Here is a 20,422-nt window from a genome sequence, read left to right as displayed (position 1 = left end):
CCATCCCAAAAAGGCTCTGCCTCCCTCCCACTTAACGCTCCTTTCCGTAAATGAAAGCGTTTGAGAAAAGGCGAATAACGGCAAAAATGCCCCTTCGGATAGGATGTCCGAAAGGGCATTTTTTTAGTATATTTAGAGGTTATCTGCCTCCGCCTTGGGGTCTTCCACCACCGCCTCTACCGCCAAAGCCGCCTCCGCTGCTGGCAGTCGTTACGCCAGATTCATTCAACCAAGTGACGCTGCTTGATATTTCAAAATCGGTCACTTTCGTTCCGCCTGTATAGTCGCCATCAGTATACATGCCATCTGCATCCGTGCCGGCCGAGCTTCCACCTGTGTAGAGGGTGTAAGAAGCGCCCTTCGCAAGCTCAGGTGAGCTAATCACTACAGATTGATAGTTTTTCGAAGGCGCAAAGGTCATAATCGTGTTGCCTTCGCTATCCTGCAAATGGACGAGCGTACCAGCTTGCTGAGTTTGGGAATACGTCATGCTAATGGTGAATTGGCTTGACGTATCCGTCGTGGCCTGAGCCATTCCCGAGCTTCCTGCTGCCACCAGCGTTCCTCCGCTAATGTTAAAGGTGCCGTCGTAGTCCAATGCACCATTGCCGTTCATCGTTGGGCCGTTCACAATAACCGTGCCACCCGTCATCGTAATCGAGCCGTTCGAATCAAGTCCATCGCCTGCTGCATCCACACTTACATACCCACCGCTAATCGTAAGCAGATTGCTTGAGGATACGCTGAACTGATCAGCTCGGCCACCTGCTGTCGTCTCATCACTGCCGCCCGCTACGTTAATGCCGTCATCGGAAGCAACCACATGCGCTTCGCCGCCAGAGATTGTAATATTCGCCCCTTCAATGCCTTCATAGCTTTTCGTAATATTAATGCTTCCACCCGTAATGGTAACTAGAGCATCAGCGTGAATGCCATCATCGCCAGTCGCGATTTCCAGCTCGCCTCCTGTTACCGTCACATTGCTGTTGCTGTGCAGGGCATCGTCTGCGGAGTCAATGTCAAAGGTGCCTCCATTCACGGTCACATCGCCGCCTGCCTTCAGACCTTTCGTGCTCGGCGTTTCCGTTTCAGTTGTCGCTGTTGCTGTCTCCCCAGCGTCAGTTGACGTGCCTGTTGCCGAAGTGGCATTCATTCCTCCTCGTTGCATGCCCATTCCGCCTGGTCCTTCCTCCTGCTTCACCTCACCGTTCACACTGCCTCCACCTGTTAAGAGATTAAAGGTGCCGCCATCCACAATTAGCGCTGTTTCAGCTTGAATGCCATCATTGCCAGCTTCAATCGTAAATGTGCCATCCGCAATGGCAATAAATCCACGCCCCTCATCGGTGTCATTCGTCGATTTAATGCCGTCTCCTTCGACTTTAATCGTCACTGTGCCATCCGCTATCGCAACCATATCCTTACCGACAATACCGTCATCCGCTGCCGTAATGTCGATGGTTCCCGAGACGATTTTCAAATCGTCTTTGCTTGTAATGCCATCATTGTAGCTTGCCGCTACCGTCAGCTTGCCTGTACCATTAATCACCAGATCTGCTTTGCTGAAAATAGCCGCGCTTGGCTCATCCGTTTCACCATCTGCGAATACGTAGGTTTCACCATCGGATACTGAATTTTCTGTACCCTCCTCCAGCGTCATGACAACATTGCCCGCTTCCTTGATGTAGATTCCAGCGCTATCGTTATCATGAATATCAACGCCATTCAGCACAAGATGAACGTCCCCTTTGTCCTGAACATCTATGATAACCTGCCCGTCGCTAAGCTTGCCGCTCAGAACATAAGTGCCAGCTGCGGAAATAGTTACGGAGCCGCCCGAAGCTTTTGCTCCTGAGCCAGTAACGGTTGCGCTTGTTCCATTCAGCTTGATCGTCGTCGACGTCTTGGCGCTCCACTCTACAGCCTTGTCTGCCTCGTCAAACGTCACTACGTCCGATACGGCAACATTTGCTGGCAAGGCAGCAGCAGTGGTCTCACTGCTTTGAGAACTCGCCGCCGCTGCTGCGGTAGTAGCCGATGTAGTCACCGCAGATGCTGTTGTTGATGCTTGCGATGAGGTGCTGCAAGCCGACAATACGACCGAGCAAATGAGCAAAGCACTTAGTAGCTCACGAAATTTATTCTTTTTCATATGAATCATCCTCTCAGGTTCGGTTTTATAATATTTTTTAATAGTCATTCGCAGTTGGACTCATCGTTAATGAAATGTCCAGATTTCCGTTTCTGCAACGAATAGCATCCATAAATTCCTTCTGGTTCGTCTGCTCATCAATAGTAACGGTGTAAACCAGCTCATATAAGCTGCCTAGCTCAGTCGTCCGAATTTTGCTAAGCGTGTAGCCCACTTTGAACTCAGCAAACACCTCAGCAAATGCTTCTTCATACCCGAGATTTTCCGGGATCGTGACTTTAAGCACTTTTTGCAGCGTCTTTCTTACCCCAAATTTCACGCGGTTAAGAATAACCATCAGTACACAAAGGATAATCGTGAACAATACCGCGTAACCGAATGAACCGACTCCGCAGGCAAGCCCTGCTGCCATAGTGAATAATACAAAGGTGATGTCTTTAGGGTCGCCCGGCGCACTTCTAAACCGGATAATGGAGAAGGCTCCTGCAAGGCTGAACGCCCTGGCAATGTTGCTGCCGATAAGCAAAATGATAATAGCGACTATGACGGGCAGCAGCACCATCGTCAGTGTAAAGCTTTGCGAGTAGCCATTCGGATTCGTTTTCATATAGGTGTAGCTGATCATTCCCCCAAGAACAAGGGCTAACAAAATCGTGATAACGGCTGAGCTAAAGGTCAAATTTTCTGTCGTGAGCGTTGTGGAAAATAAGGAATCAAGCATAAAGGACACTCTCCATTTCTAGCTTGCTGTTTTTCAGCATTTTTTTATATTCATTGCCGTATTTCGAAAAGCTTGTGCGGTACAACTGATGCTCAGACAGCATTCTCGACAGCCACATTGGGATCGTCTTCTCTGCCTTCACTTCCATGAGCCATTGTCCAGGCTCCAGCAGCGGTTCGCCATAATTGCCGCTCTCAAGCCTCAGATCATATCGCCGGCAATTAATATTCGTATCGAAGGTAATGCGGAGGTCGCGATTCTCTTTGCTGAACAGCGCCTTGCGGTCATAGCCTAAATATAATTTAGGCTGCAATTCATATTGCTGTAGAAAATAGGTAATTTCCTGCAACACCTGCTTGTTCATGTACCCTTGCAGCTCTGGCTGAAGTCCAGTACGGACAAATTCATAGGCTTCGTTCAGCTTCAGTCCCGTTCTTCTTTTATTAACAAGCCCAAACACCTTTTTCTTAATTTCCAGATAAACCTTCGCGTCCTCTTTAGGCGTACCGTAAGCCCTCAGGCGCAGCTTTTCCTTATATTTCGGCTTGGACAAGCTGTTGCGAATCAAGGCATCATGCTCGGTGTCATAATACAGGTTCGTAATGGAGTAAAATTCATGCTGCTTGTTGTAATCATCCAACTCCATATATTCCAGCAGTTGAAGGTAGAAATGGCGGTAGGCCGCACTGTCGAGCAAATATTTGTTTTCATATCGGTTGAAAACCTCAATAGCCATATCGTTCAAATCCTTTCTATTTGGTTATGTATGTTATGTTCTTGGCGATCTCGTTTGTGGTTTGCGTCTTGTTGTCGCTTGCTATATTCGTATCTTAGTTCCCAAACCTTTAACGAAACTTAAATGAATTTACAATATTTTAAAAGAAGGGTGCGGATAAAACTGCGCTGCATGAAAAGAACCGCAGCAAACATTAAGGTTGACTAAAGGTAATCTTGGTATAATGGCCTTATTAAAAATATAGGAAAGCCTATCATTTCATTGTTCTTTCTCTATATTCACAACCTCTATATAAAGGATGACTGTCCATGAGAATTTTAATTGTAGAAGATGAGCTTCATTTAGCTGAAGCTTTGAGTCAAATATTAAAGAAGCATAATTACGCCGTTGACGCCGTCCATGATGGCGTTTCCGGGCTCGACTACGCGCGAAGCGGCATCTATGATTTGCTGCTGCTTGATATTATGATGCCGGAGATGGATGGAATTAGCGTGCTTACCCAGCTGCGGAAAGAGGGCATATCTACCCCTGTCATTCTGCTTACTGCAAAAGGGGAAATTACCGACATGGTGGCCGGACTTGACCATGGAGCCGATGACTATATTGCCAAGCCTTTTTCATCAGAGGAGCTGCTTGCCCGTATACGGGCTGCACTAAGGCGCAAAGGCGAGGTCGTGCCGGAGGATGCGTTAAAGTTCGGAGATATTGAATTAAACACGACGAATTTGAAGCTTTCCGTTAAAGGTAATGAAATAAAGCTCAATTTGAAGGAAAGTGCCCTATTGGAGCTGCTGATCGTCAGAAAGCAGGCGATTACCTCCAAGGAGCTGATTATTGAGAAGCTATGGGGCTTTGACTCCGAGGCGGAGCACAACAATGTGGAGGTATACATCTCTTTTTTGAGGAAAAAGTTTACGTTTCTGCATTCGACGGTACGCATTAATACGATTCGTAACGTAGGGTATGTATTAGAGGTGACTGCCTAATGTTCACAAAGCTCAGAAATCGGTTTCTTATCGTTAACCTGGTCATTATTTCGGTCGTTATGCTGATCGCCTTCGCCTCTATCTACGTTATTACGTACCGGAATGTGAAGGCGGATATTAACGACGAGATTCACCGCGTAGCCGATTTTTATCAGAAGCCCTTTGGCGGTTCTGATTCTTCCCCCTCCGGCAGGCACAAGGGAGATTCTACTTCTCCGCCTATAAATGGGGCTATAGATAGTGGCCCCATAGATAGCGGGCCTACGGATAATGAAGATTCACGGCCGGAGCGTTCGGTTGCCTTTATGTTGAAAACGGATGCCGATTGGAATATTACCAGCACGAACTCTCCATTTACAGTTGACGAGGCATTTTGCATCGCTGCGGTGCAGGAGGCGTCTAAGGAAAATAAAAACACCGGACAGTTCAATTTGGATGGGAGCCACTGGGCTTTTATCAAGCAGCAGACCAATGAAGGCTATAGCCTGGTCTTCCTTGACGTCACCGCCCAGCAGGAGATTTTGACCAATTTAATTTATACGTTTTCTTTCGTTGGGCTCGCGATGCTGATCATCTTGTTTTTCACCAGCCGCTTCTTCGCAAACCAGTCGATCAGACCCGTGAAGGAAGCCTTCGATAAACAGAAGCAATTTATCGCCGATGCCTCACATGAAATGAAAACACCGCTTACGATCATTAACACGAATACAGATGTGCTGCTTTCCAATAGTGAAGATACCATTCACAATCAGGCGAAGTGGCTGCACTACATCAAATCAGAAACAGAAAGAATGACGAAGCTGACCAATGACCTGCTGTATTTAACGGAAATGGATGATACCCGAACAGGCATGATCTACAGAAAGCTCAATATGAGTGAAGCGGTTGAAAATATTATTTTAACAATGGAAGCTGTCATATTTGAAAAAAATGTGTCTCTGGATTATGAGATAGAACCAGATTTAATGGTGCAGGGCAGCAGTGAGCAGCTCAAGCAAGTCGTCATGATTTTGCTGGACAATGCGGTCAAATACACAAGCGCCAAGGGGAAGGTTACGCTGTCGCTCCAGAAGCAGCAAAACGATGTTGTGCTTACGGTCACCAACACCGGTGAAGGAATTGCCGCTGAGCATCTGCCCCGCATATTTGACCGCTTTTACCGAACCGATTCCTCCAGAGCGCGCAAGCAAGGCGGCTACGGACTTGGTTTGGCGATTGCCAAATCCATTATCGAGCAGCATAAGGGGAAAATTTACGCAAAAAGTACGGTTGGCGAATCAACGAGCTTTTATATTCATCTGTCTCGCGGGGATTAGGAAGGGGCTAGCGACAAGCGGCTCCTGTGTGCGACACCTGTATAAATGCGAAATACGTACAAAAAAGACTGATGACGGCTCATCAGTCTTTTTTGGCTATTTTGCAATCGTTAAGGTGTGCTCGCCTATTTGGAAGCAGACTGGTCCGCTCCATCTGGTTGTGCGCTCTCGATTGAGCTTGGGTTGCCTTGTAGTCGATTTAAGTTGTCCGATGCTGCTGCGCCTGACGCCAATGTGCTGCTGAACATAATACTGATCATCAGCATACTTGCCGCTAATGTCTTTTTCATAATGGTAACCTCTCATTCCTGTCCCATATTTATGTGAACATTTCCTATTATAGACAAGCAACCTTAAATGGATATGAATTTTTGTGGAAATATTTTTAGGGAAATGGAGGGCGGCGCTTTGTACATCAATATAAGTTGTCATTTTTTGGTTGAAGTGATACGCTTACATAAAGCTGCAAATTGAAATGGAGGAGCATGATCATGAAGATGAACAAAGGATTATTATCGAGCCTGCTTGTTTTGGCGGTTACCTCAACTAGCTTTGCGCTTTCAAATGTAAGCGCAAACAATTCTGATTCTAAAGCTGTACAGCCTTCCTACTCTCTAATTGTGAAGGGCTTTGACTGGGGGCCAAGCGTACATAAAATCGTCCTGAACACCGGGAGCACGATTCAAGGAAGCTCGCTGGCTGCCGACAGCTTCAAGGTACTCGTAGAGCGCAATTATCCGATGTTCAACTTCGAAACCCAAAGCTCCTATGACGCCTTCGATAGCAGCAGCAGAAAAATAACGAACACCTACCTTTCCGACGAGTCAGGCAATAAGCTGGATCAGCAAACCGGCCGGTACATTACCCTTGAGATGAGCGTTCATCCTGATCTTGCAACGGCAAGCACGTTTAGCTTTGATCTGCAAACCTTTACGAATCAATATGTGGATCTTCAATATACAATCATACAGCAGAAAGTGCTCAAGGATAATGCAGGAAACGCCATTAATGATTTGACGACGACGAAGGAAACTCCGCATACGGTATTGGAAGAGGCTGTCGACAAATTTGATATTACAGGGAAATTCAATTATAAAGACGCTAAGCATGGCGATATCGCGCTAACCTATGCCTCCTATTTGCCTGATTCCGACGAGAAGAAGCTCCCGCTCATCATTTGGCTGCACGGCGCTGGCGAAGGGGGAACCGATCCTCGGGTCGCTTTATTGGGAAACCGGGTAACCGCATTGGTTGAAGACTCTATACAGAAGCTTTTTGGCAAAGCAGCCGTCCTTGTCCCTCAAACGCCTACCTTCTGGATGAATAACGGAACCGGGCAATATACGCAGGATGGCGGCAGCATGTATACAGGTGCCTTGACGGCGTTAATCAAGCAATATGTTAAAGACAATAAGGCGAATATTGATCCGAAGCGCATTTATATTGGCGGCTGCTCAAACGGCGGATTTATGACCCTGAATATGCTTCTTGCGAATCCTAATTATTTTGCAGCGGCTTATCCGTCGGCAGAGGCCTACTCAGACTCATGGCTAACGAACAAAGACATCGCCAAGCTTAAAAATACTCCGATTTGGTTTACTGCTGCTGGGGCAGATCAAACGGTAGATACCTCAAAAAACACTACGCCTACTTATAAGAGGCTCGTTGCTGCCGGTGCTTCTAATGTGCATTATTCTTATTTTGATACCGTGCTCGATTTGAGCGGCCAGTATGTCAAAGGTAATGGAAACAATAGTCCATATGAATACAATGGCCACTGGTCCTGGATTTATGTACTGAACAATGAAGTGTCCAAGGACTATAATGGCAAACCTGTGAAGGTGGACGGTAAAGCTGTCACTCTTATGGAATGGCTGGCAAAGCAAACAAAATGATGAAAGTTAAATGATAAGTATATCTTTATCTTTTCTTAAGGTGCGAATGTGTTGAAGACTTTACGCAGCTGCACATTCGCACCTGAAAAACAATGATTTGAGGTATTTTATCCCGTACAAGCTTGTTGTATGTTTTCACCCTCGTCTTCCCCTCACCCATATTAATTAGCCCTGACAAGCAATCCAAAACTTGCGGACAAGATTACTGTCAATAGCAAATTCCAGTTCTGAAACATGTTTATCAAGCTTTCCTAATTCCTCTAAAAGTTGAAACAGGGTTTTATTCCTCTCCTCAAGCCGCTGAATCATCATCTCATTGGGCACTACATTTGATTTACTGCTGTTACATGATTGATGGGCAAACACAAGATTCCATAAATCATCGGAATATAGATAGGACCATGGAATAACATGATCTATAGATGGCGTTTCATCTTCAATTTTCAAGTTACATATGAAGCAATGAGAATCAGGATTTTCAACGAAAAGATAGGATGCAAACTTACCTAACGACCTTCGACTTACCTCGTCATCATCTATAATTCGTAATTTTTTCGATAACCTAGGTGAGTGATTAAAATTCTCTAGCATTTGCGTCCAACGATAGTTAATAGCATCGACAACAACTAATCGGTTTTGTTTTAATGCAAGCAAGTTTTCTTTTTGAATGAACAAGCTATCTGCTTTTTGCTCATACTTGTAGACACCTTCCACTTCTTTACCTTCAACCCGCAAAAAACGATAACTTACATCTGTTTTTAGTGCTCGTACAATTTCACGAACTGCTTTCTCATACTCTTTGCTGCATACGGATTCGATTTTCGATCTGAACCATTTTATAGGCTTCATTGTACCTGATTGAGCCTGATAAGCCGCTATAAGCGTTTTAGAAGTGCTGACCATAACAGGTGGCTTTACTGGATTCGAGCTTTGTTGAAGATTAAAAAACATCGTTTGTTCAAAATAATAGCGCAGTACCTTCTTTGCAATTTCTCTTAATTGAACTTCCACATGCCTCGACGCTTCCATTTTTGACTGTTCTTCATATTCTACTGCTATTTCTGTAATTGCTTTTGCCCATGCCATTTTGTATGTGTTATCGAAGCTGCAACTTCTAATGATGTGCAGCCATTTTTCTATAAAAGTCATATGCTACTCCCATTCCATCTTGTCTTGTTCTGTCAAAAATGTATTCCTCTTATGCTGCGAACTAGCTATAATGCCTATATACAGACTAACATATTCCAATTCATTTATTTGAGGCATCTGTTGGCTTAAAGCAGCTTGGCAAGCTGCTAGTGATTCAGAAATATGATTATGTACATAAAGGAAGGTTGGTTATGAAAAAATATACGGTTATCATCGTTCTATTCTTACTTGTAATAGCTGCTGTAACGGTTCCTAGCAAGCAGCAATATGCCGAATGGCTGAAAGGACACATCAAAGAGGAAAGCGATAGCCTTATTATCAATCTTGGCGTGGACCTGCTTGGCACAACGATTATTGATAAGGTCAGCACTTGCCAAAGCTATGTATTTTTGAACGTATGCACAACCGAAATCAGTAAATCTGAGAAGATCACGGCTGCGGGCATATTCAATAATTTCATCCCATTGCAATATCCAAAGTAAGCTCGTCTCATAGCAAATATTATAAAAATCCCTTCTGGCTGCGGTATCTTGCACACAGAAGGGTTTTCTTATATCGCTTGCCAGTCTCCGCGGACTCAGGGGCAGCTATTTCAAGTAAATATCAGGATATGACCGGGGATGCGGACTCAGGAGACGCTATCGCATGACAAATCCTTATTTGGATAAGTAATTGCGTGCCTTAACGGCTCTCCTGTCCGCTTAGCACCGCAAATCCGCTGAAAAGCAAATATAGCGGCTCCTCAGTCCTCCAAATTCCTACAAAGTTCTACAAATCCATCTAAAGTCCTCAACAGCCTGATTTTGCTTTGTCTATACGCGCTAGTCGAACTTATAAGAAACGCCCGTTAAGCTTTCAGAAATATTCCATAGCCGGTTCGAAATTTCAGCATCGTATAATTTATTAATAATTTCGGCACTCTTCGGGTAACCCTTTCTGCCACCTCTGCCATCAGGGCCAATATACTCCCCGCCCTTAATGGTCGGTGCTGTTGCAGCATACAACGTCGGCAGTGCCCCCATATGTGCGGGCTGACTTAATAGGCCGGTAAGCATTCGCATGAATGCATTGGCTTGCTTTCCTGAACCAAAGGAAAACAAATTAGTATTCGATATTCCCGGATGACAAGCGACGCTTGCCACATCTATATGGTTGGAATTCAGCCTGTTGTGTAGCTCCCTCGCAAACATGAGATTAGCCAGCTTGCTTTGCCCATAAAATTTAATGGCGCTGTATCCTTTGGCTCCGTCTAAATTGTTGAAGTCAATAGCCGCGTTATGGGCAGCTATACTGCTAACTGTAACTACTCTCGCATTTGGAGCAGCCTTAAGCTTTGGCAAGAGCAATCCCGTCAGCGCAAAATGGCCCAAATGATTACCGCCAAACTGTGATTCGAAGCCATCCTTGGTCAAGCGATGCGGAGGAATCATAATGCCTGCATTATTAATAAGAATAGACAAGGCCTCATATTGATTTATAAAATCCGCAGCGAACGCTCTAACGCTATTCAAATCACCAAGATCAAGCTGCATCGGTGCCACATGTGCCCCCGGATAGGCCGACTTTATTTTGCCAGCCGCCTCTCGTCCCTTCTCCATATTTCGAACCGCAAGCACAACCTTAGCCTTTCTTTCCGCTAGAGCTGCTGCTGTTTCAAAGCCTAATCCGCTATTCGCACCTGTAACGATGACGACTTGCCCTGACACATCTGTCATGCTGTCTTTAGTCCAACCTGCGCTCATTGCATATGCACTCCTTTTTTAATAGTTATAGCAGCTTGTTCAAAAGAACAGCCATTGTCTGCATTTCTTCCAACGTCATCTTATTAAACATATTTTCCATGAGCCGATTAATTTCTTCTTGGGCGGTGGACAAAATAGCCTTGCCTGCTTCGCTAATTTCCAATTGCACGACTCTGCGGTCGCGATGGCTCTCTGAGCGGATGATATAACCATCATCAAGCATCTTTTTAGTAAGCAGGGTTATGCCGCCTGTCGTTATGTTCAGATCATCCGCGAGCTTAGAGGGTCTTTGCGGACCTTTATCATGCAATATTCCGAGAATTCGAATATGGCTTTTGGAAAGCCCTACTTGATTGTTCTGATTCCAATCCTTCATCCATTTTCGCTCCAGTATCTCGAAGCTTTGAAACAGCTTGCCGTAATACTCAAGCTTCAAACTGTCCATTTCGTACAACATCCTCTCCATACACTCCAGCTACCTTAAATATATCTTATAACTAAGCTATAATTAAGTCAAATAATAAACGCGACCTTCGTTTAACCCTATGCCAAAGCGATAACCGATAAAAAGGTTCAATTGATGCAGGTCGTAAAGTGATCAAATAGCAGAAAATAACTCGTTTGGATTTAAAATTGATAGCCCCAAAGCGAAATAATACGCCCCGTTGGTGTTGTGAACATCTCTTATGTCTATTACAATATATAATGTTCTCAACTTCGTTACAGAAAGGAATCTGGCAATGAACAACCCTTCCAACTATCAGGTTTTACTGTATTATAAATTTGTTGCAATTCCGGATGCGGAGCAATTCGCGGCCGAGCATTTGGCTTACTGCAAGGAGTTAAACTTAAGAGGCCGCATTCTTATTGCGGACGAGGGTATTAACGGCACCGTATCGGGAACGGTTGAGCAAACCGAGCAATATATGCGCGACCTGCGCGCCAATCCGTTATTTGCTGATATCGTCATTAAAATCGATGAAGCCGATGCGCATGCTTTTCCAAAAATGTTCGTCCGTTACAAAAAAGAGCTCGTTACGCTTCGCTACGACAAGCCTCTTGATCCCAATACGCTAACTGGCACACATCTATCTCCCAAAGAGTTCCACGACTATCTGCTAAGAGAAGATGTTATTGTGCTGGACGGCCGCAGCGATTACGAATACGATCTTGGACATTTCCGCAATGCTATTAGACCTGATCTTAAAACCTTCAAGGAATTTCCGGAATGGCTTCGCGAAAATATGGCGGACATGAAGGACAAGCCGATCATCACTTACTGCACAGGCGGTATCCGCTGTGAGAAGCTGACTGGCGTCATGCTAAGCGAAGGCTTCAAGGATGTTTATCAGCTTGATGGAGGCATTGTCACCTACGGAAAGGATGAGGAAGTTCAAGGCAGGCTTTTCGATGGCAAATGCTATGTGTTTGATGAGCGGATTTCGGTGACCATTAACCGCACAGATGAAGCTGTCGTCGTCGGAAAATGCTATCACTGCGAAGCTCCAGCGGAAACGTATATTAACTGCGCGGATGATACTTGCCACCGTCAGCATATTGTATGCCCGGACTGTGAGGAGACTCATCACGGCTTCTGTTCTCTCGATTGCGAGGAGCATGTGACGAGCGTTTAATTGGTTGAAAATTAAAAAACTCTCTGGTCATACCTCCGTCAAGCAGACAGATTAAATAAGCTAAGCAGTCAACGTGCATTGATATTCAATCGGTGCGCGTTGTTTAAGTGTGACTTCAAGGCACTGGTAGTTGTAATAGTAAATGTAATCTTCCACCTCTTGCTGAATCTCCGCTTCTGAATTGAACTGTTTAAAATACAGCATCTCTGTACAAGGCATGGGAAATAAGTCACAAGCGGTATGAACTTGAACGCTTAGACAACTTGTCCTCTCACAAAATGCAAAAAACTCTCTTCTATTTGCGAAACAACGCAAATAGAAGAGAGTAATTTTGAACAAGATTAGAGAGAAAGCCTCTAACGGTTATACCGATTCCTTACCTGCCATCTGAATCGCAGATTCCAGAATCGTTCTGGCTGATCTGGCATTCTGCTCTATATCGCTTTGTTCATTGCTTCTGACTTCCATGGCAATGCGCACTCCCTTCCCTTCCGGGTCATTCGGCTGTCCGACCGCCCTCAGGATAGAAGCCATTTTTTCCGTTGTCAGAAACCCTGGCAGGCCAATCGGCATATGATGATCGCCATATCCTTCGCTTTCCTTGTCCAGAATGGCATTGGAGAAATGAATTTGTTCCAAGCATGATCCAGCCAGAGCAATAGCCTGCTCGATATTTTCACCGTTTAGCGCCGCATGAGCAGTATCAAAAGCGATACCCACATTGAGATATTGCTGTCTCACCATGGACAGGAGTGCAACCGCGTCCTCTGTAGGGCCTACAAGCCGTTTCTTGTGGGCATCCCGATCCAGCGGCTCCACCAATATCGTCAGATTGTACGAAGCTGCTTCCTCACAAATGGCGCACAAGCTCTCATAGAAGGCTTCGAAGCCTTCCTTGCGCCGCTCGATACCCGGGTCGGGGCCAGGGATAAACGCAACGTTGGATGCGCCACATTCAGCGGCCAGGTACAGATTTTCCTTGATCCGTCGCACCGTCTCCAGCCGCAAGGAGGAGTCCAGCGAAGACACATCCAGATTGTGGCGGTAAATAAAGAACGTCAACCATTGTGTAATAACAAGTCCGTTAGCCTGTGCCGCCGTCCGAATCCGTCCCCGATCCTCCGCATCAAAGCCATCGCAAATTTCGAAGGAGCGGTAGAAGCCCTCCGAGCCCAACTCCTCGATCAGACCTGCCGTATGTCCCTTGTCATTCATAACGGGATGATAGATTTCCGGTATAAGCAATGATGGCAAAAAAAGTTGCTGTGTCATTCGATTCACTCCCTATCGTTAAATGCCGCCTATGGGGCTTTGCCCTAGCTATGTCCGGGCTGGCTCAGAAGCGCTTCCTCACGCTCACGGAAATAAGCTGCCGATTGTATCACCATGTGATCCAGCAATGCCTTGTCCGGCTTGCCGTACATTGCCGGATAGGGATCTCCTCCGGGACCAAGCGGCTCCGGCGTTACGAAGCGTCCCTCCCGATTGTAGCCAAGCACATACAGCGCCATAATGACGGTATCCAGATCAAGCGAACCCTCTCCAAGTGCGCAGCGATTGCTGTCCGCCAGATGGAGATTGACGAGTTGCTCACCCGCAGCCAGCAGCGATTCTCCGATATGGGCTTCCTCCGCCTGCATATGATAGATATCGGCATTAATATGTCTGATGCCGGGATGGTCTACAGTGCGAATATATTTCTGGGCGTCCGCGATCGAATGGACGAAGCTAACCTCCGCAGAGCGAATTGGCTCAATAGCCGCTTTCACGCCATGCTTGACGAATAAATCGGCCACCAGGCGCAGCGTCTCGACGCTGCGATCAAACTCCATATCGTCATATCTGGCCGCACGTCCGACAGCCCCCGGTACAACGAGCAAATAGCTTCCTCCAACCGCTTCGGTAAACTCGATTTCCCGCTTCAGGTAATCAATCGCCGCCTGTCGATGAACGGCACGGTTGCTGGATAAATCATTGTCCACTGAGAACATGCCGCAGACACCGGACACCTTGATATCATGTTCATCCAGCACCGCTAGCGTTTCCTTTACCTTGTAGCCTAGATCGCCACCGTAATGATTACCATGCAGCTCGATATAGCGTATACCGGCCTTCTGTAACCGTTTCGCCGTATCCTCCAGCGATTCTAAGCCAAAGCCCCAATTGCTCCATGAGAAATTCAGGCGTTGCTGACCATTGAATTTCCCGCTTTGCTTCAGCTCCAAAAATACATTCCTGATCCGTTCATTTTTGATGATATAATTCTGCACCGACATGATTGGTCGTCTCCTCTCATTATCTAGGCTTGTGACAACAGCTCCACGTAATAGCGGGTCGCCTGCTCCAGGTCCTCCGCGGCTATCGGAAATTCAATTACCCGCGGCAACTCCGCGGAGAAGCAGGACAACACGTCTCTCCAGCGGGCATCGGCATCTGCGGGCAGCGGGGCAGCCGCCATAACACCGTCGCAGGTTGCCGACCACTTGAAATGAACATATACGATATAAGGCATGAGCAATTGCGCTGCCGCTACAATATCCTCGCCGAGCCATAACCAGTTGCCAACATCAAAGGTCATTCGAACCGGAATATGAAGCTCCGCGCAAGCATCCAGGAAGGACTTCAGCTCAGCGGGACGTCCTCCATGCTCGCTCTGGTCGTTCTCTACGGTCAGTTGTATGGGCAGCTTCATGTACCCAGCCTCCTCCAAGCAGACGCGCAGTGCAGACAGATCGGACAAGCTACGGCGATAGCCACCCAAGGTTGTTTTCAGAATTTCTGCCCCCAGCTTCCTGCCTTCCTCCAATGCACGAAGCAGTTGTTCGCGGTTCAGGCTTCCGTCGCTTCCCCACAGCTCCACGGGAACGGAATAGGCGGTGCGCAGACCGCCGCCCTGAACGGCGGCCCGCAATTCTTCATACGGCGGCTCATCTCCCTCAAGCAGCTCCCGCCGAATTTCAAAACCCGCTGCCCCGGAGCGCGCCGCCATGGCGGCAATATAAGCTTGTCCACGCCGCTCTGCCAGCGTACCGTATACCGAGGCTGCCACAAATACAGGTGAGTGATGATTCATTGTGTTCCCTCCGTTGCGGGTTATCCTTTAATACCCGTTGTTGCAATACCTTCCACAAAATAACGCTGTGCCATAAAGAACACCACCAAACATGGAATAATGGAGACAACCGACATAGCCATTACCTGATCCCAGTTCGAAATCGAAGAGGTATCCAGCGACATGCGCAAACCAAGGGACACTGGATATTTTTTGACACTGTTAATAAAAATCAGAGAGTTGAAGAAATCGTTCCAGGTCCAGATAAACTGGAATACAGCAGCGGACACGACCGCCGGCTTGCTCAACGGCAATAAAATATGCGTCAATATTTTGAAGGAATTGCAGCCGTCCATAACTGCCGATTCATCTAGATCACGTGGAAGACCTCGCAAAAATTGCACCATCATAAAGATAAAAAAGGGATACGTGGCAAACGCCGCCGGAATAATAAACGGCCAGTACGAATCCAACCAGCCAAAGCTACGGAATAGCAGGTAACTCGGGATAATAATGACCGCATTAGGCAGCATCAACGTAGCAATCATTAAGGAAAACAACATATTTTTGCCCGGGAACCGAAAACGCGCAAAGCCGTAAGCCACAAGCAGACTGGATATAACAGTGGCGATAACCGTAGGTACCACCATCAGCAATGAGTTGAAGAAGAAGGTGCTGAATCCGAACTGCCCTGTGCCCTTCCAGCCGTTAATGTAGGAGTTGATTTGGAATTGAGACGAAAGCAAGCTTACCGTTGAGAAAATTTCATGCATAGGCTTGAAAGAGGCGCTGAGCATCCACAAAATCGGATATATCAGGATGGCGCCAAAAACCGTCAAAAATACGATTCTGCCCATTCTGCTTATACGTATCCGCATAGTCATCAAAATTTGCCCCCATCTTCATAATGAGTCCAATATTTCTGCGATTTAAAAGCAATAATCGTAAACAGCATGATGCAGATAAATAATATCCAGGACAACGCCGAGGCATAACCCATTTTGGAAAATTGGAACGCATCCTGATACAGCTTCAGTCCAAACAAATAGGTACTGTTCAAAGGTCCGCCGTTCGTAATCAGAAAAGCAGCCGTAAACTCCTGGAAGGCATTAACTGTCTGCATAATAAGGTTAAAAAACAGAATAGGCGTCAGCAGAGGGAACGTAATGCTGAAGAACATCCTCAGCTTGGAAGCGCCATCAATTGTTCCGGCTTCGTACATATCCTTCGGGATTTGCTTCAGCCCGGCCAGAAACAGAACCATCGATGAACCGAATTGCCAGATCGTCAGCAAGCTGATCGACATTATTGCCAGCGAAGGAATGCCAAACCAGTTCACAGCCGGAATACCGATGGAAATCAGAAATTGATTAACAATTCCGTCAACAGTGAACATCGAGCGCCACAGAACCGCGATGGCTACACTCCCGCCAAGAATAGACGGGAGATAGTAGATCGTGCGATACAATGAAATAAACTTCAGCTTCATGTTCAGAATAACGGCAATGATCAGTGCAAAACCAAGCTTTCCAGGTACCGAAAGCAACACATACAAGAAGGTTGCCTTCAAGGACGGAAAAAACAGCGGGTCCTTGGTGAACATGTAGACGTAGTTGGACAGACCAATAAACGTTTCTTTTCTCAACAAACTAAAATCGGTAAACGAATAATAGAATGAAGACATAAAAGGATACAGCTTGAACACAAGCATACCGATAATGAATGGCAAGACATACAACAGACCTGCCCATTGCCTGTTCTCCGAACGTTTGAAAATGCTTGTTGAACGAATCATGTGTACCACCTTATTTCATTATTTTTTGGTTGCCGCCTCGATTTCTTTCAGCTTGGACTCATATCTTTCCACCATTTCTTTGGCACCCGCTTCCGGAGAAACCTTGCCGAATGCTACCTTCTCAACGACTTCATTGGAAATTTTAAGCAACTCTTGATTATTATTGATATAGCTCGGAGCGGCATCCTGATGAGCAAGCGCAGTATCCAGAGCTCCCGCAACAACCTGATCCAGCCCGTTATGATCAAGGAGCAGCTTCTTCGCAGTCGGTCTGACCGGGATGGAGCGCTCCACGCCCAGTGTCAGCGTCGCTTGCTCGTTCGTGAAGAACCAATCCAGGAATTTTGCCGCTTCTTCGATATTTTTGGAATTTTGGTTAATGCCGATCAATTGTGACGGTCTTGCATTAAGACCAGAGGAAACTGCATTATCCTTGATCGGGAACAGCGTAGTTGCAATGTCGAAACCAACTGCTGTCCCGCGATGCTTCGGAATATCCGTAACATTGGCAATTGTCATCGCTGTTTGGCCGTTAATCCACTTCGGATTTTGCTCTGTCTTGGCATTGTACAATGCACTTTCTCCAAGCGGCTGCAAAACGCCGCGTTCAAACAAGGAATGTAGGAAAGCGAACGTCTGGGTCATGGATTGCTGATCGAAGCCCAGAGAATAATCGTTGTTTACTAAATATCGGCCTGTCAATTGACTGTGATAGGACGGTACAATCTTCTCCGTGAGCGTAGCCAGATCGGAATTAATAAAATAGTAATCTGCGTTATTCTGATGCAGCTTTTCGCCCTCCTCCAGCACCTGCTCCCAGGTCCAATCTATGTCAGTCGGCAGCCCTTCACGCTCCATAAACGTTTTGTTCGTAATCGCTGTCAATGCATTGATTCCGGTAGGCAGGCCTTGCAGCTTGCCATTGATAATCGCCCAATCCTTCAGGAATTGCTCGTCGAATTCGCTCAAATCAATGGTATCTCCCAGCGTATTCAAATCCACGAACAAATCGCCTTGACTGACCAGATCATTAATCCACAAATAATCAAGCTGGATCAGATCCGGAGCCGCTCCGCCGGAAAGCTGCGTCTGAAGCTTCTGGTAATAACCGTCGAAAGTACCGTATTCCGCTTCAATGGTAACATTCGGATGCTCGTCCATATACATCTTGATTGCCTCCAGCGTGGCCTGATGCCGGCTCTCGCCTCCCCACCAGGAGAAACGCAGCGTCACTTCTTTGTCTCCGGTCGTTTCGGAGCCATTGCTTCCGTTTTTGCCTTCCGTATTCGAGCCGGAGCATGCGGACAGCAGAAGCGTAGTACTCAGCAGCAAGATCATTCCCGCTATCATGGATTTATGAAAATTGAACATTTGATCTCCCCCTATTGTTTACTATGATCGATTTGAATAGAATGATGGATTGACACAGGATGGCATTGGCTGCCCTGCAATTCCGCACAACAAATTGTCTACCGCCAGCATCGCCATGCGTGTACGTGTCTCCAAGGTTGCGCTGCCAATATGCGGGGTTACCAGCACATTGGGTAAATCCAGTAAAGGATGATCTCCCGGCAGTGGTTCCGGGTCAGTCACATCCAGTGCAGCATATGCGATCTTGTTCTCTCGCAAAGCCTCGTATAGTGCAGATGTCTGCACCAGCGCTCCTCGTGAAGCGTTTACAAAATAAGCCGATGGCTTCATACGATCAAATTGCTCCTTGCCAAACATGCCTTTACTATCGCTGGTCAGTGGCACAAGCACCACGACACAATCCGACTGCTTCAGCAGCTCGTCAAGACTGACATGTCTGGCCTCCAGTTGCGCCTCATGCGGGCTGCGCTTTCGATTACAATAGATAATATTCATGCCGCTTGCCCGCGCCCTTCTAGCCACCGCGGTGCCAATATCGCCCATGCCCGCGATGCCAAGCGTTTTGCCATACAGATCGCTGCCCATCACTTCCTGCCACTGACCCGCCTTGACTAGTTGCCAGCCCTCATGGATTCTGCGCATCGCCGACAGCATAATGCCGAATACCAGATCCGCGGTCGCATCGGCCAGCACGCCCGGCGTATTGCCGAATGGAATGCCTCTTGCCGTACAGGCGGCAACATCAATATTGTCATAGCCCTTGCCTACCTGTGCCAGAGCACGCAGCTTTGGTGCCGCTTTCAATAATGTCTCGTCCACTGAAATCGTATGCCCGACACTTAATATACCTTCAGCATCTGCAGCCCATTCCAGCAGCACCTCCCGCGGAATCGTTCCCCCGCCCTCCCATACCCGCACATCACAATGCTCCTTCAGCTTAGCATAAGGAGCTGGCCACGTTGGTTCCGTCAATACGACCCTAGGTTTGATGGGTAACCCTTCTTTCTTCAGATGTTTTTTTATTTCGTATAAGGAAGCAAGCTTTCTGTCACATAACGACTATTCATCATCATGGCTCCGTCCGGATCCGCCACCGCCTTCGCCGATTCCTCTTCCACCATGATCCAGCCATTGTAGCCCGTATCGTGCAAATGCTTAACAATCCGAGGGAAATCAATGATGCCCTCACCCATCGATTCCCACACATGGCTCGCGGATGCGTCCTTGAAGTGCACATGCCGGATAAACGGTCTGTATTGCTCGAATACCTCTGCCACATCCATACCGCCGCATGCGATATGGCCAGCATCCGGCGTATAGCCGATAACCGTGCTGTTCAGTCCATCGAACATCACCTTGTAATCCTCGCCCGTGCGGAACAAGGAGCCTGGCGGCGAATTGGGATGGAACGAAGCGACTACCCCCTGCTCCGCTGCCCTTCTGCCGATCTCGTTGACACAACGGAGCAGATCGCGCTGTCTTCGCTGCAATTGCTCTCGATTGTTTCCGGGCATCTGCACGATATTGAGCAAGGCATGAGGAAAATGCTTCAGATAATTAATATAATAATCTGCCGTTTCCCGCTCCTCGTCGCTTTCCTCACTGCCCGTCCACTTCAGTGACAAGGTCAAGGCCGCAAGGTCAAGCCCCCTCTTGTGCAACTCCTCCTTCAAAAATTGAGGCGAGTTGTCGAATCGGCCCAGCATCACAACTTGCGTATCCAGTCCTTTGAAGCCTCCGGCTGCGATAACATTCATAATATGTGGCAAATTATCCGATTGTGTCTCATAAGACAACTGCCATGTGTAACCGTGACATCCAAACTTGATGCCCATTGTTTCCCCCCCTAGAGAATACATATTGTCGGCTCCAT

General features: G+C 46.9%; 20 protein-coding genes. 5 read left to right on the top strand and 15 right to left on the bottom strand.

All coding sequences use genetic code 11. From position 1 onward, the window contains the following. Window positions 1–139 precede the first annotated feature (139 nt). The 3 genes from V5J77_RS04115 to V5J77_RS04105 are packed head-to-tail and all read right to left on the bottom strand — an operon-like array spanning window position 140 to window position 3,609. The gene (locus V5J77_RS04115; RefSeq protein ID WP_338554528.1) at window positions 140–2,152 is read right to left on the bottom strand and encodes a carbohydrate-binding domain-containing protein; all 2,013 of its coding nucleotides are present in this window, start codon (window positions 2,150–2,152) and stop codon (window positions 140–142) included. Window positions 2,153–2,189: 37 nt separating this feature from the next. Beyond that, window positions 2,190–2,873, bottom strand: a complete 684-nt coding sequence (locus V5J77_RS04110) for a DUF4956 domain-containing protein (protein ID WP_338554527.1) — start codon at window positions 2,871–2,873, stop codon at window positions 2,190–2,192. Continuing rightward, complete coding sequence (locus V5J77_RS04105; RefSeq protein ID WP_338554526.1) at window positions 2,866–3,609, bottom strand: polyphosphate polymerase domain-containing protein; 744 nt, start codon at window positions 3,607–3,609, stop codon at window positions 2,866–2,868. Before V5J77_RS04105 ends, V5J77_RS04110 begins: the two co-directional genes overlap by 8 nt. 308 nt (window positions 3,610–3,917) lie before the next feature. Between V5J77_RS04105 and V5J77_RS04100 the strand changes: the two genes are divergently transcribed. Further along, a complete protein-coding gene (locus V5J77_RS04100) occupies window positions 3,918–4,595 on the top strand; it encodes a response regulator transcription factor (RefSeq protein WP_338554525.1) in 678 nt (225 codons plus the stop codon). Then, the gene (locus tag V5J77_RS04095) at window positions 4,595–5,911 is read left to right on the top strand and encodes a HAMP domain-containing sensor histidine kinase (RefSeq protein ID WP_338554524.1); all 1,317 of its coding nucleotides are present in this window, start codon (window positions 4,595–4,597) and stop codon (window positions 5,909–5,911) included. The genes V5J77_RS04100 and V5J77_RS04095 overlap by 1 nt, the downstream gene beginning before the upstream one ends. A 125-nt stretch (window positions 5,912–6,036) precedes the next feature. On the opposite strand, the gene V5J77_RS04090 is transcribed toward V5J77_RS04095, so the two are convergent. Next, window positions 6,037–6,201 (bottom strand): hypothetical protein, encoded by a 165-nt coding sequence (locus V5J77_RS04090; protein ID WP_338554523.1) that lies wholly within the window; start codon window positions 6,199–6,201, stop codon window positions 6,037–6,039. Window positions 6,202–6,402: 201 nt separating this feature from the next. Between V5J77_RS04090 and V5J77_RS04085 the strand changes: the two genes are divergently transcribed. Then, window positions 6,403–7,806: a prolyl oligopeptidase family serine peptidase gene (locus V5J77_RS04085; RefSeq protein WP_338554522.1), complete on the top strand. Its 1,404-nt coding sequence runs from the start codon at window positions 6,403–6,405 to the stop codon at window positions 7,804–7,806. 165 nt (window positions 7,807–7,971) lie between these two features. Here V5J77_RS04085 and V5J77_RS04080 read toward each other — a convergent pair whose 3' ends face one another. Then, entirely contained in the window at window positions 7,972–8,955 is a 984-nt protein-coding gene (locus V5J77_RS04080; RefSeq protein WP_338554521.1) for an HNH endonuclease signature motif containing protein, read from the bottom strand. A gap of 191 nt (window positions 8,956–9,146) precedes the next feature. On the opposite strand from V5J77_RS04080, the gene V5J77_RS04075 reads away from it, so the two are divergent. Further along, window positions 9,147–9,437 carry a hypothetical protein gene (locus V5J77_RS04075; RefSeq protein WP_338554520.1) on the top strand — a complete coding sequence of 97 codons (291 nt, stop codon included), beginning with the start codon at window positions 9,147–9,149 and terminating at the stop codon, window positions 9,435–9,437. 339 nt (window positions 9,438–9,776) lie between these two features. On the opposite strand, the gene V5J77_RS04070 is transcribed toward V5J77_RS04075, so the two are convergent. Next, window positions 9,777–10,697, bottom strand: coding sequence for an oxidoreductase (locus V5J77_RS04070; protein WP_338554519.1), 921 nt, complete (start codon window positions 10,695–10,697; stop codon window positions 9,777–9,779). Between the two features lie 25 nt (window positions 10,698–10,722). Beyond that, the gene (locus tag V5J77_RS04065; protein ID WP_338554518.1) at window positions 10,723–11,142 is read right to left on the bottom strand and encodes a MarR family transcriptional regulator; all 420 of its coding nucleotides are present in this window, start codon (window positions 11,140–11,142) and stop codon (window positions 10,723–10,725) included. Between the two features lie 295 nt (window positions 11,143–11,437). Here V5J77_RS04065 and V5J77_RS04060 point away from each other — a divergent pair, with 295 nt between their 5' ends. Continuing rightward, window positions 11,438–12,331: a rhodanese-related sulfurtransferase gene (locus tag V5J77_RS04060; protein ID WP_338554517.1), complete on the top strand. Its 894-nt coding sequence runs from the start codon at window positions 11,438–11,440 to the stop codon at window positions 12,329–12,331. 363 nt (window positions 12,332–12,694) lie between these two features. On the opposite strand, the gene V5J77_RS04055 is transcribed toward V5J77_RS04060, so the two are convergent. From V5J77_RS04055 to V5J77_RS04020, 8 genes are all read right to left on the bottom strand, one after another. Beyond that, entirely contained in the window at window positions 12,695–13,603 is a 909-nt protein-coding gene (locus V5J77_RS04055) for a sugar phosphate isomerase/epimerase family protein (RefSeq protein ID WP_338554516.1), read from the bottom strand. A gap of 44 nt (window positions 13,604–13,647) precedes the next feature. After that, window positions 13,648–14,607, bottom strand: a complete 960-nt coding sequence (locus V5J77_RS04050) for a sugar phosphate isomerase/epimerase family protein (protein WP_338554515.1) — start codon at window positions 14,605–14,607, stop codon at window positions 13,648–13,650. Between the two features lie 23 nt (window positions 14,608–14,630). Continuing rightward, window positions 14,631–15,404, bottom strand: a complete 774-nt coding sequence (locus V5J77_RS04045; protein ID WP_338554514.1) for a TIM barrel protein — start codon at window positions 15,402–15,404, stop codon at window positions 14,631–14,633. Between the two features lie 20 nt (window positions 15,405–15,424). Further along, the gene (locus V5J77_RS04040; RefSeq protein WP_338554513.1) at window positions 15,425–16,267 is read right to left on the bottom strand and encodes a carbohydrate ABC transporter permease; all 843 of its coding nucleotides are present in this window, start codon (window positions 16,265–16,267) and stop codon (window positions 15,425–15,427) included. Beyond that, a complete protein-coding gene (locus tag V5J77_RS04035; protein WP_338554512.1) occupies window positions 16,267–17,178 on the bottom strand; it encodes a sugar ABC transporter permease in 912 nt (303 codons plus the stop codon). Before V5J77_RS04035 ends, V5J77_RS04040 begins: the two co-directional genes overlap by 1 nt. Window positions 17,179–17,196: 18 nt before the next feature. Continuing rightward, the gene (locus tag V5J77_RS04030) at window positions 17,197–18,549 is read right to left on the bottom strand and encodes an extracellular solute-binding protein (RefSeq protein WP_338554511.1); all 1,353 of its coding nucleotides are present in this window, start codon (window positions 18,547–18,549) and stop codon (window positions 17,197–17,199) included. A 21-nt stretch (window positions 18,550–18,570) separates the two neighbouring features. After that, window positions 18,571–19,467 (bottom strand): D-glycerate dehydrogenase, encoded by an 897-nt coding sequence (locus tag V5J77_RS04025; RefSeq protein ID WP_338554510.1) that lies wholly within the window; start codon window positions 19,465–19,467, stop codon window positions 18,571–18,573. A gap of 101 nt (window positions 19,468–19,568) precedes the next feature. Beyond that, window positions 19,569–20,384 (bottom strand): sugar phosphate isomerase/epimerase, encoded by an 816-nt coding sequence (locus V5J77_RS04020; RefSeq protein WP_338554509.1) that lies wholly within the window; start codon window positions 20,382–20,384, stop codon window positions 19,569–19,571. Window positions 20,385–20,422: the final 38 nt, after the last annotated feature.

It is taken from the genome of Paenibacillus sp. KS-LC4 (assembly GCF_036894955.1).
Taxonomy (GTDB): Bacteria; Bacillota; Bacilli; order Paenibacillales; family Paenibacillaceae; genus Pristimantibacillus.
The sequence above is the reverse complement of the archived record's forward strand: the minus strand, read 5'-3'. Positions and strand labels throughout refer to the sequence as shown.